Origin of the sequence: Blattabacterium cuenoti, assembly GCF_014251715.1 — a bacterium.
In the GTDB taxonomy this organism is placed as follows: Bacteria; Bacteroidota; Bacteroidia; order Flavobacteriales; family Blattabacteriaceae; genus Blattabacterium; species Blattabacterium cuenoti_M.
In genome coordinates this window covers 131,562-143,338 of the sequence record NZ_CP059198.1, presented here as the reverse complement: position 1 = coordinate 143,338, position 11,777 = coordinate 131,562, and the positions used below count along the sequence as shown (strand labels likewise).

The window sequence follows — 11,777 nt, the reverse complement described above, 5'->3', positions numbered from 1 at the left end:
GTAAATTATTCTAATATTTCATAACTTTAAAAAATAGAACTTTTGTTTGCAACAATATTATGTTTATGAATCAAAATAACTTAATATGCATTTAACTTATTATGAAAAGGAAAAAATTCTTCTGCACATGGCTGGAGAATTAGCTAAAAAACGTTTAAAAAGAGGATTAAAATTAAATTATCCTGAATCTGTAGCTTTAATAACTCATTATGTAATGGAAGGAGCACGTGATGGAAAAACCGTAAAAGAACTTATGTATGAAGCTGGTAATATTTTGAACGATGAACAAGTCATGGATGGAGTATATGAATTACTGAATAATGTTCAAATAGAAGCAACTTTTCCCGATGGGACAAAATTAGTAACAATACATAATCCTATTAAAAAAAATAAAAAAGAAAATTCTAATATAATTCCAGGACAATATGATCTTCTTGAAGAAGATATTGTTTTATTATCTGGTAGATCTCGTATAGAAAGAATAGTATCCAATACTGGGACTCGTCCTATTCAAGTTGGATCACATTTTCATTTTTATGAAACAAATTCTGCACTTTTTTTTGATAGAGAAGGAACTAAAGGATACCGATTAGATATTCCTTCTGGAAGATCTGTTCGTTTTGAACCAGGAGAAACGAAGGAAATTATTTTAGTAGAAATAGGAGGAAACAAAAAAATTTATGGATTTTCAGGAAAAGAAAATACAACAATATGAAAAAAATAAATAGAGAATCTTATGCAAGTATGTATGGACCTACTAAAGGAGATAAAATTCGTTTGGGTGATACATCTTTATGGATTGAAATTGAAAAAGATTATACTATTTATGGAGATGAATGTGTTTTTGGAGGAGGAAAAGTTATTAGAGATGGGATGGGGCAACATCCATTTGCGACAAGCAATGAAGGTATTTTAGATTTAGTGTTAACTAATGCAATTATTATTGACCATTGGGGAATTATAAAAGCGGATATTGGAATAAAAAATGGAATTATTGTTGGAATAGGAAAGGCAGGAAATCCATATTTTATGGATGGAGTTATGCCAAATATGTATATTGGAGCTGGAACAGAAGTTATTTCTTCAGAAAATAAAATTGTTACAGCTGGAAGTGTAGATAGCCATGTTCACTACATATGCCCACAATTATTTGAAGTTGCCTTGGAAAATGGAACTACTACTATTATTGGAGGGGGATCTGGCCCTGCTACTGGAACAATAGCTACCAATTGCACTTCAGGGGTATGGAATATTCAAAGAATGTTAAAAAGTACCGATCATGTTCCTATAAATTTAATTTTTCTTGCAAGTGGAAATAGTTCTCATCCTGAAGCTTTAATTGAACAAATAAGAGCTGGGGCAGGTGGTTTAAAAATACATGAAGATTGGGGAAGTACACCTTATGTTATAGACCAATGTTTGAGTGTTTCTGAAAAATTAGATGTACAAGTCAATATTCATACAGATTCACTAAATGAATCTGGTTATGTGGAAGATACTTTAAAAACATTCAAAGGTCGCACTATTCATACTTATCATACAGAAGGGGCAGGAGGAGGTCATGCTCCTGATTTATTAAAAGTTATTTCTTTTTCCAATATTTTACCTTCATCTACAAGTCCTACAATGCCTTATACTTGTAATACCATAGATGAACATTTAGATATGTTAATGATTTGCCACCATTTAGATTCTAACCTACCAGAAGATATAGCCTTTGCTAAATCACGTATAAGATCTGAAACAATTAGTGCAGAAGGAATTTTGCATGATATGGGAGCTATTAGTATGATTAGTTCTGATTCTCAAGCAATGGGGAGAATAGGAGAAATAGTGAAACGAACATGGCAAACAGCTGATAAAATGAAAAAACAAAGAGGATCTATTAATGAAGAGGAAAAAAATACAAATAATGATAATTTTAGAGTTAAAAGATATATTTCTAAATATACGATAAACCCATCTATTACTCATGGTATATCAGAATATGTTGGATCTATTCATGTTGGAAAAATGGCCGATTTAGTATTATGGAAACCATCTTTTTTTGGAGTAAAACCAGAATCAGTCATAAAAAGTGGAATGATTGTATATGCTAGTATGGGAGATCCAAACGCTACCATTCCTACCCCTCAACCATTTATGTATCGTAAAATGTTTGGTTTTTTTGAACCAAAATTAAGCAGTATTTTTATTTCAACACATGCTGTAAATTATGGTTTTTTTGAAAAAAATGAAATAAAAAAACAAATAAAAATAGTAAAAGGATGTCGTTTTTTATCTAAAAAAGATATGATATTAAATGGAGTGACCCCAAATATAGAAATAGATCCAAAAACTTATAATGTTTATATAAATGGGGAAAAAATAATTTCTAATCCTTCTGATATGTTGCCACTTTCTCAAAGATATTTTTTATTCTAATAAAATACCCAAGGCGGGGGTCGAACCCGCATGATATTATAATCACTGGATTTTGAGTCCAGCGCGTCTACCTATTTCGCCACCTGGGTTTATTAAAAATAATATAATTTATTTATTATTATTTTTAGTTTTTTTAAAAAAATTAGGCAATCATTATTTTTTTTTTTTTTATATAAATATATAATTCTTTTAATCTTAGATTGAAAAATTAATTTACAACATTCTTTACATGGAAAGTGTGTAATGTATATAGAAGCTCCTTCACAAGATAAAGAAGAATAAGTCATTTTTAATATAGCATTTTCTTCTGCATGTATTACATACCATTTCGTTTTTCCATTTTTTTCTTCACATATGTTATCAAATCCATTTGGAGTTTGGTTATATCCATTAGATATGATTTTATTATTTTTAACTATAATAGCTCCTACTTTTTTTTTTTACAAAAAGATAATTTTGACTGTTCTACAGCTAACTTCATATAAGTTATATCCATCGTATTTTAATTATCCATATATGAAAAAAATACATAGTTTACAAAATACAGAAATTAAAAATTTAATAAAAATTTATAAAAAAAAAAATTACATAAATATGTTCCTTGTTGAAGGAATAAAAGAATTTGAAATGGCTATAGAAGGAAATTTTTTTCCAAAAAAAATATTTATATGTGAAAAAATATTTCATGAATATAATATGATTCAATTATTTCATTCTATTACTTGTTTTATTAGCATAAAAATTTTTAAAAAATTAGCATATAGAGATAATTCTGGTGGAATTTTAGCTCTATTCATAGAAAAATCTATGAATAAACTGAAAAATATTAAAATAAATAATCATTCTTTAATCCTAATATTAGATGGTATAGAAAAACCTGGAAATATTGGTTCAATGTTAAGAACAGCGGATGCTGCTGGTATTCAAATTATTATATTATGTAATATGAAAACTTATATTTATAATTCTAACATCATAAGATGTAGTTTAGGAAGTGTTTTTACAAACAACATTTTTATAGAAAAAAAAGAATCAATTCTCTCTTGGTTGCAAGAAAATAAAATAAAAATTGTAGTAACAGGATTTCATAAACATGAAAATACTATGAATTTATATCAAACTAAATTGAACTTTTCTAAGTTAGCTATTGTTTTCGGTTCTGAAAATAAAGGAGTATCCAATATTTGGTTTGAAAAAGCGAACAAAATTATAAACATTCCTATGTTTGGAAACATAGATTCATTAAATGTAAGCAATGCCATGTCTGTTATCATATATGAAATTATTAGACAAAAAAATTATTTTATGTGAAATTATTTTTTTTTTCATACACGTAATCTATTTTAAGATTTTTTTTTTAGAAGCTTTTGTAGATAATCGATCGCAATAATCATTAATATAATGATTATTATGGCTTTTTATCCATTGAAATATAATAAAATGTTTATGGAATATTTCTAAAAATCTTTTCCATAAATCTATATTTTTTTTTTTATAAAAATTATTTTTTTCCCATTTTTTTATCCAGTTATTTTGAATTGTACTGACTATATATTTAGAATCTGTAAAAACAACAATGTTTTGCTTTTTTTTTTCTATTTCTTCTAATCCAACTATAACTGCTAATAGTTCCATTCGATTATTAGTTGTATAACGATATCCTTCATAAAGAATTTTTCTATTATAATAATGCCCAATAAGCATTTCTTCTATAAAAACTCCATATCCTCCTGGACCAGGATTACCTTTTGATGAACCGTCAGTATAAATATGAATTTTTTTATTCACGTCAAAAATAATTATTATTAATTTTTTAATTATTTACTTTTTCACTTTCAAATTTTTCTAATTGATATTTAATCAAATTAAAACATTGATCTTTTAAATCATTCTTATCTTTTAAGGATAAGTTTTTGGTTGATATAGAATGATGTTGTTTAATTCTTATTTTACCTGGAATTCCTTTTAAAATAGAATAACTTGGAAATTTTGTTTTTATATCAGCTATAGTAAAGGGAATGATGGGGATTTTTTTTATAATAGCTATAAAAAAAGCTCCACTTTTAAAATGATCCAAAAAAACAGATGGGTTAGGAACTCCTCCTTCTGGAAAAATACAAACACTTTTTCCAGAATCTACTTTATCCTGTATTTTTTTAAATACTTGTATACAACTAAATAAATTTTTTCTTTCAATAAGAATATTACTGTTTTTGTAAACAAAACCAAAAAATGGAAGTTTAGCTAACTCTGCTTTTCCTACAAAAACTAGAGGATGGTTTCTCATTAAAGAATAAATCAACATAATATCCATGATAGAACTATGATTACTGATTATCACGTATTGTTTATTTTTATCTAAAATTTCTTCATCTTTTTCTAAAATATACCAAAAACCCATGAGAAAAAGATTACTTCTAGCCCACATTTGGTGAAACCAATACGCAATGGGATAATATTTATCTTTAAAAAGAAATGGAATAGAAGCTCCTGCCCATAAGGGAATTAAAAATATATTAATAAGAAAAAACCACATCCTCCATAATAATATCAATGATATTTGGATAATTTTCATTAAAAAAAATATAAAAAATTAAAATAATTTTAAATAATATAGACATTATTATTCTTTTGAAAAAAAATCTGATCTTTATATAAAAAAAAAGTGTGGTATTTTATTATACATGTATACATTAGGAGAATTTGTTATAAATAATATAGATCATTTTTCATATTCAATAGAAGAATTGTTACGATTATTTAGTTCTATAAAATTAGCTTCGAAGGCTATTCATAAAGAAGTCAATAAGGCTGGGTTAACAAAAAAAATTATGGGTAGTTCTGGAATAACTAATATTCAAGGAGAAAATCAACAAAAATTAGATGATTTCGCTCATAGAGCTTTTATACAATCTTTTAAAAGTAGAAATGTAGTTTGTGGTATAGCCTCTGAAGAGAGTAAAGATTTTATAGTTATAAAAGGAAAAAAAGAGAACCCTATACGAAATCAATATATTGTTTTAATAGATCCACTTGACGGATCTTCTAATATAGATGTGAATGTATCAATAGGAACAATATTTTCTGTATATATGAGAAAATCTCCTATTAAAATGAATTTAACAATAGAAGATTTTTTACAAAAAGGAAAAAAACAAATACTTGCAGGATATATTATTTATGGATCTTCTACTATATTAGTATATAGTACTGGAAATGGAGTGCATGGATTTACTTTAGATCCTTCATTTGGAACATTTTATTTATCTCATCCTAATCTTTGTTTTCCTAAAACTGAAAAAATTTATTCGATAAATGAAGGTAATTATGCTAAATTTTCTGAAGGAATTAGAAAATTTATAAAATATTGTCAAGAAAAAAAAGAAAATCGTCCTTATACGGCAAGATATATAGGATCTTTAGTAGGAGACTTTCATAGAAATATGATACAAGGAGGAATATATATTTATCCTAAAACAGCTTCTTCTCCAGAAGGAAAATTAAGATTACTTTATGAATGTAATCCTATGGCTTTTTTAGCAGAACAAGCTGGAGGAAAAGCTTCTGATGGAAAAAATCGGATTTTAGATATAGTCCCTAAAAAATTACATCAAAGAATTCCATTTGTTTGTGGACCTATAGGAATGGTATCCAAGTTAGAAGAGTTTATGGAAAATTGTGAATAAATTTTATATGAAAATAAAAGGAAAAAAAATATTTGAAGAAGTAATAAAAAATGGAAAATACTTATTTATACATCCTATTTCTTCTGTTAGATTAGAAAAAATAAATGATAAAAAAGATTCCTCCATAAACTTAATTGGAACTTTAGTAAAAAAAAAACTTTAAAAAATCGGTTCATAGAAATAGGATAAAACGATTATTAAGAGCTGCTTTTTCATTAAATAAATACATTTTATATGAAAAAAATAAAAATTATTATATAATTTTTATTTATAAAGCTTATTTTTTACCTAAATATAAAAATATAGAGACATCAATTAAAAAAATATTCAATTATATAAAAAATAATCAATTCTGAAATAATTGAGAAGCATTAGCTCCAAAAATTTTAACAGCAAAAGCTAATAAAACAATACCAAATATTTTTTTTAATATATCTAAACCGTTAGATCCTATTTTTTCAGCTATAAAATCACATTTATCTAATACAAAATAAACAACTATCATATTTAGTATTAAAGATAGAAGTATAATATTGACGTCATAAGTTGTTCTTAATGAAATTAAAGTAGTTAAAGATCCAGGACCAGCTATAAGAGGAAATGCTATTGGGACAATAGAAGTTTGAGCATTTTCCGTTACTTTATGAATATCTATTCCTAGTATCATTTCTAATCCAATGAAAAATAATACTATAGATCCTGCTACAGAAAAAGAATGAACATCCACCCCGATTATTTTTAGTAGAGGTTGTCCTAAAAATAGAAATGATAAAAAGATAACAAGAGAAGTTATTATAACTTTTTTAGTCTCTATAATGTTTCCTTTGGATTTGAATCCCATAATAATGGGAGCATTTCCCAATATGTCTATAATACTAAAAAGTATCATAAAACAACTGATTAAAGAATTTATCCATTCCATATTTATTCAAATAATTTTTTTTTGAATTATAGTTTTTTTTGCAAAAAAATATTTACAATAATTTTAAAATTACATAATGCGTATACAAATTAAAGAAAAATATAATCAGTATCATTAATATTTTTTTTTAAAAAAACTATTTATACTCCATTAAAAGTACATTTTCATAAGCTTTCCATCCTGCATTTCTATATTTTTCTGCTTCTATTTTTGGATTATTTGATTCATAAATTGCTTTTCCTACAATGATAAAATCACTCCCATTTTTTTCAAAAGCTTGTAATGGATGAATATAAGTATTTCCAAAGTGATTTTTTTTTAAACTAGAAAAATTAATTCCAGGCGTGAATAGTAATAATTTATCATCTATTTTTCTTTGTGCAACAGTCCCAATGACTTTTGTATTTTTTAAAGAAATATTTAATGCTTTTCTTATATAATTATCATCAGATAATCTTCCATAAGAAGACATTTCCGATATTGTAACTAAACCCATGCTGGAAGGTATTTTCAAATTTTGTATACTATCACTACCCGCAAGTACGTGCGCAGTGATGATATCCGCCCAAGAAGAAATTTTATGTATTCCATAATGTAATTGAAGATAATTAGTGGGTCCAACATCACATAATTTTCTATCCTCAAATAATAAAAAATTTTTTTCTATAGAAATATTTTTAAGTTGATTTATAAATGATAGTGAAAAATCATTAATAATATCTACATGAAGTTTTAATCCACAAATTAGATCTCCAATTAAATTTACTAATTTTAAAATATTTTTAGAACATACTAAATCCGCAGAAACTATCAAATTAGTTTTTTTTTTCAATGTAATATCAAGAAGTTTTTTTCCTATAGGATGATAAATATTTTCTTTTTTTTCTTCATAAGAAAGACGTTTTTTTTTAAAATTTTTTATATTTTTTTTTTTGAAAAAAAATTTTATCATATGTCTTTCTTTTTTTTTTAAAAAATGTTTTTTTTCTAACATTTTTAAAACTTCCCCTATTCTAAATAAAGTTCTAATATTATATCCTCTTTTTTTTATATTTTCTATTCCTCCTTGTTCTCTATCAAGTATAGACATTATATCTTTTATAATTAATCCTTCTTTTTCAAGATCTATTACGGTTTTTAACAAACTATCTCCACTTGTTATGACATCTTCTATAAGAAGACAATTTTGTCCTTTTTTGTAAATACCTTCAATCATTCGCTTTGTTCCATAACCTTTATTTTCTTTTCTTTTAATAATTAATGGTATATTGGATCTTAAAGATAAAGTAGTTGCTATAGGCAAAGCAGCGTAAGGAACTCCACAAATTAATTCAAAATTAGTAGATGGAACTTCATGTAAAAGTAAATCGGATAATTTTATTAATAAATCTGGTCTTGAAGCTATTGGCCTAAAATCTATATATATAGGAGAATTCATTCCGCTTTTTAAAGTAAAATTTCCAAATTTTATAATTCCTAAATTATAAATTTTTAAAAAGAACTGTTCTTTTTTTTCCATAAAAAAAAACTGTTTCGGTAAAGTTAAAAATTTTATACTTGGGATATTATTACAATTTATATGATCATGAAAAAAATAGATATTTCTTCTACTATAAATAGAATAAAACTTTCATCATGTATTATGAATGCTTCAGGGGTACTTTGTTCTACTGATCAAGAACTATCAAATTTATTGAATAGTTCTACTGGTGCAGTTTTAACAAAAAGTTGCACAAGTATACCAAGAAAAGGAAATCTTAAACCAAGATATTTTGAATGGAATATGGGGAGCATAAATTCTATGGGATTACCTAATTTTGGTATAGATTTTTATTTAAATTTTTTAGAAAAAAAAAAGACGAAGAAACCTATATTTCTTTCTATATCTGGATTATCTATAGAAGAAAATTTTTTTCTTATTAAAAAAGCTAATCTTTATTCAAAAATTACGGCTGTAGAATTAAATTTATCTTGTCCGAATATCATTGATAATGAAGAAGAATTAGGTTACAATTTTTATAAAATTTCGGATTTTTTAAAAAACATATTTAAATTCAATAAAAAACCTTTAGGTATTAAACTTCCTCCTTATTTTAAGGATAAGCATATTAAAAAAATGGCTTTGATTTTAAATCAATTTCCTATTTTTTTTGTTACTTGTATTAATAGTTTACCAAATGGTATTTTTATTGATACAAAAACTGAATCTACAGTAATAAAACCAAAAAAAGGATTTGGAGGAATAGGGGGGCCAATTATTAAACCATTTGCATTAGCTAATATTCGTAAATTTTATACTTATCTTCGTAAAGATATTTCTATAATAGGGTGTGGAGGAATTTCTTGTGGAAAAGATATTTTTGAACATATATTATGTGGAGCTTCAGCCGTTCAAATTGGGACACAATTGATGAAAGAAGGAATTTCAGTATTTGAAAGACTAGAAAAAGAATTTACTATTTTTTTGCAAAAAAAAAATTATACATCAATAAATAATTTTAAAGGTAACTTAAAAAGTTTTCAATAGGATTTAGAAAAAACAACTCTTTGAGAAGAAGGATTCCCTGAATAAATACATATTCCTTTTTCTTTTTCAGAAAATATAGGAATACAACGTATAGTAGCTTCTGTTTCTTCTTGAATTTTTTTTCCTGTATTTTTTGTTCCATCCCAATGAGCGAAAACAAAACCACCTGAATCATTTATTTTTTTTTTAAAATCATCATAATGATCTGATTTTATCATAATTTTTTTAGTTCTATTGAAAGCTTTTTGATAAATATTTTTTTGTATATCATCAAGTAACTTAGGAATTAAATTTTGTAGATCCCTATAAGAAATAGATATTTTTTCATATGTATCTCTTCTGAAAAGTTCTACTTTTTTCTTTTTTATTTCATTTGGTCCTATATTAATTCGTATAGGGATTCCTTTCATTTCATATTCATAAAATTTAGATCCAGGAGTACATATGATTCTATTGTCATACTTTACTCGTATTTTTTTTTTTTCTAAAATATTTATAATTTTTTTTGCCATTTCATCAATTACATTTTTTTTATTTTTATATATAGGAATAATAATAATTTGTATAGGAGCTATTTTTGGAGGAAGAATTAAACCTTTATCATCCGAATGAGACATAATTAATCCACCTATTAATCTAGTAGATACTCCCCAAGAAGTAGTCCATACATATTCTTTTTTCCCATAAAAATTAGTAAACTTAACATCAAAAGCTTTAGAAAAATTCTGTCCTAGAAAATGAGAAGTCCCAATTTGTAAAGCTTTTCCATCTTGCATGATAGCTTCTATACAATATGTTTTTTCTGATCCAAAAAACTTATCCATATATGGTTTTATTCCTTGTAATACAGGAATAGCCATAAATTTTTCAGAAAAATCTGTATAAATATTTAATATTTTTTTAGTTTCTTCTATAGCTTCTTTTTCCGTAGAATGTGCCGTATGTCCTTCTTGCCATAAAAATTCAGTAGTTCTAATAAATAACTTGGTTCTCATTTCCCATCTTAATGCATTTCCCCATTGATTTAATAGAATGGGTAAATCTCTATAAGATTGTATCCAGCGTTTATAGGTTGTACATATGATGCTTTCAGAAGTAGGTCTAATAATTAATTCTTCTTGTAATTTAGATTTTGGATCTATGATCAATTCATCTCTATCTGAATTTTTTTTTAATCTAGAATGTGTGACAATAGCACATCCTTCTGAACAAATTTCAGTATGTTTTTTTTCTTTTAAAAAAGAAGATTTAGGAATAAGTAAAGGAAAATAAATATTTTGATGTCCTGTGTTTTTTAGCATGTTATCCAGTTCTTTTTTCATAATTTCCCACAGAGAGTATCCATATGGTTTTATGATCATAAAACCACGTATTCCTGAAAATTCTGCTAAACCAGATTTTATGACTATTTCATTATACCATTTTGAATAATTTTCACTACGTTTAGTTAATGGATTCATACATAAAGAATAAAAAAAACAAGATTATCAGTTTATAAATAAAGATATAAAAATTATTTTTAATTCTAAATTAGTGATTTATTAAACTTATATGCTTTATGGCACATCCTAAAAGAAGACAGTCTAAGTCTAGAAGAAATAAAAGAAGAAATCATTTTAAAATAAAAGAACCTTTATTAGTTAAATGCCCTTTAACAAATAAAAAACATCTATATCACCATGCTTATTGGCATGAAAATAAACTCTATTATAGAGGAAAAATTGTATATAGCAAATAAAGATAAAATCCTTATAATATGGATTTAAAAAAAATTAAATCATTAATTCAATTGATTTCAAAATCAAATATTAGTGAAATAAGGATTAAAATAGGGAATACTAAAATTCATATAAAAAATAAAACATTTATGAAAAATGATTCATGGAATACAAGTTACCCTAAAATATCTTCTCCTATTTCTGATTTCTATGATAGATTTTCAAAAATAGAAAAAGAAAATAGAAATAAATATTTAACAATAAAATCTCCTATGATAGGAACGTTTTATCGAAAACCTCATCCAGATCAAAAACCTTTCGTAAAAGTAGGAGATAAAATAAAAATAGGTACAAAAGTTTGTGTTATAGAAGCGATGAAACTATTCAATGATATAGAGTCTGAAGTAAATGGAAAACTAATTAAAGTTCTTGTAGAAGATGCTACTCCAGTTGATTATGATCAACCTTTATTTACGGTTGATCCTACCTAATAATCTTTT

The 11,777-nt window shown here is 25.3% G+C and carries 14 protein-coding genes, 1 tRNA gene and 1 pseudogene; 9 read left to right on the top strand and 7 right to left on the bottom strand.

The window, feature by feature from the left end:
• The first annotated feature begins 85 nt into the window (after window positions 1–85).
• Window positions 86–715, top strand: a complete 630-nt coding sequence (locus H0H59_RS00685; RefSeq protein WP_185862251.1) for an urease subunit gamma — start codon at window positions 86–88, stop codon at window positions 713–715.
• On the top strand, window positions 712–2,424 hold the full coding sequence (gene ureC / locus H0H59_RS00680; protein ID WP_185862250.1) for an urease subunit alpha: 1,713 nt from the start codon (window positions 712–714) through the stop codon (window positions 2,422–2,424). Before H0H59_RS00685 ends, ureC begins: the two co-directional genes overlap by 4 nt.
• Before the next feature lie 5 nt (window positions 2,425–2,429).
• On the opposite strand, the gene H0H59_RS00675 is transcribed toward ureC, so the two are convergent.
• Both H0H59_RS00675 and H0H59_RS00670 read right to left on the bottom strand, forming a co-directional pair.
• Window positions 2,430–2,513 (bottom strand) — tRNA-Leu (locus tag H0H59_RS00675).
• Between the two features lie 3 nt (window positions 2,514–2,516).
• Window positions 2,517–2,822 (bottom strand): deaminase, encoded by a 306-nt coding sequence (locus H0H59_RS00670; protein WP_317167922.1) that lies wholly within the window; start codon window positions 2,820–2,822, stop codon window positions 2,517–2,519.
• Between H0H59_RS00670 and H0H59_RS00665 the strand changes: the two genes are divergently transcribed.
• Window positions 2,779–3,735 (top strand): TrmH family RNA methyltransferase, encoded by a 957-nt coding sequence (locus H0H59_RS00665; RefSeq protein ID WP_317167916.1) that lies wholly within the window; start codon window positions 2,779–2,781, stop codon window positions 3,733–3,735. The genes H0H59_RS00670 and H0H59_RS00665 overlap by 44 nt on opposite strands.
• On the opposite strand, the pseudogene H0H59_RS00660 reads toward H0H59_RS00665, so the two are convergent.
• Window positions 3,728–4,212: pseudogene (locus H0H59_RS00660) on the bottom strand (RNase H family protein). The gene H0H59_RS00665 and the pseudogene H0H59_RS00660 overlap by 8 nt on opposite strands.
• Window positions 4,213–4,237: 25 nt before the next feature.
• The gene (locus tag H0H59_RS00655) at window positions 4,238–4,999 is read right to left on the bottom strand and encodes a lysophospholipid acyltransferase family protein (protein ID WP_185862247.1); all 762 of its coding nucleotides are present in this window, start codon (window positions 4,997–4,999) and stop codon (window positions 4,238–4,240) included.
• A gap of 109 nt (window positions 5,000–5,108) precedes the next feature.
• On the opposite strand from H0H59_RS00655, the gene fbp reads away from it, so the two are divergent.
• The 3 genes from fbp to H0H59_RS03125 are packed head-to-tail and all read left to right on the top strand — an operon-like array spanning window position 5,109 to window position 6,466.
• Entirely contained in the window at window positions 5,109–6,110 is a 1,002-nt protein-coding gene (gene fbp, locus H0H59_RS00650; RefSeq protein WP_185862246.1) for a class 1 fructose-bisphosphatase, read from the top strand.
• A 7-nt stretch (window positions 6,111–6,117) separates the two neighbouring features.
• Window positions 6,118–6,273, top strand: coding sequence for a hypothetical protein (locus H0H59_RS00645; RefSeq protein ID WP_185862245.1), 156 nt, complete (start codon window positions 6,118–6,120; stop codon window positions 6,271–6,273).
• 22 nt (window positions 6,274–6,295) lie between these two features.
• On the top strand, window positions 6,296–6,466 hold the full coding sequence (locus H0H59_RS03125) for a hypothetical protein (protein ID WP_185862407.1): 171 nt from the start codon (window positions 6,296–6,298) through the stop codon (window positions 6,464–6,466).
• On the opposite strand, the gene H0H59_RS00635 is transcribed toward H0H59_RS03125, so the two are convergent.
• Window positions 6,457–7,032: a MarC family protein gene (locus H0H59_RS00635; protein ID WP_185862244.1), complete on the bottom strand. Its 576-nt coding sequence runs from the start codon at window positions 7,030–7,032 to the stop codon at window positions 6,457–6,459. The two genes, H0H59_RS03125 and H0H59_RS00635, sit on opposite strands and share 10 nt — an antisense overlap.
• Before the next feature lie 136 nt (window positions 7,033–7,168).
• Window positions 7,169–8,551, bottom strand: coding sequence for an orotidine-5'-phosphate decarboxylase (pyrF, locus tag H0H59_RS00630; RefSeq protein WP_185862243.1), 1,383 nt, complete (start codon window positions 8,549–8,551; stop codon window positions 7,169–7,171).
• 60 nt (window positions 8,552–8,611) lie between these two features.
• Between pyrF and H0H59_RS00625 the strand changes: the two genes are divergently transcribed.
• Window positions 8,612–9,559 (top strand): dihydroorotate oxidase, encoded by a 948-nt coding sequence (locus H0H59_RS00625; RefSeq protein WP_185862242.1) that lies wholly within the window; start codon window positions 8,612–8,614, stop codon window positions 9,557–9,559.
• On the opposite strand, the gene proS is transcribed toward H0H59_RS00625, so the two are convergent.
• Window positions 9,553–11,019: a proline--tRNA ligase gene (gene proS, locus H0H59_RS00620; protein ID WP_185862241.1), complete on the bottom strand. Its 1,467-nt coding sequence runs from the start codon at window positions 11,017–11,019 to the stop codon at window positions 9,553–9,555. The genes H0H59_RS00625 and proS overlap by 7 nt on opposite strands.
• A gap of 98 nt (window positions 11,020–11,117) precedes the next feature.
• Between proS and rpmF the strand changes: the two genes are divergently transcribed.
• Both rpmF and accB read left to right on the top strand, forming a co-directional pair.
• On the top strand, window positions 11,118–11,297 hold the full coding sequence (rpmF, locus tag H0H59_RS00615) for a 50S ribosomal protein L32 (RefSeq protein WP_185862240.1): 180 nt from the start codon (window positions 11,118–11,120) through the stop codon (window positions 11,295–11,297).
• Between the two features lie 18 nt (window positions 11,298–11,315).
• Window positions 11,316–11,768, top strand: coding sequence for an acetyl-CoA carboxylase biotin carboxyl carrier protein (gene accB / locus H0H59_RS00610; protein WP_185862239.1), 453 nt, complete (start codon window positions 11,316–11,318; stop codon window positions 11,766–11,768).
• The last annotated feature ends 9 nt before the right edge of the window (window positions 11,769–11,777 follow it).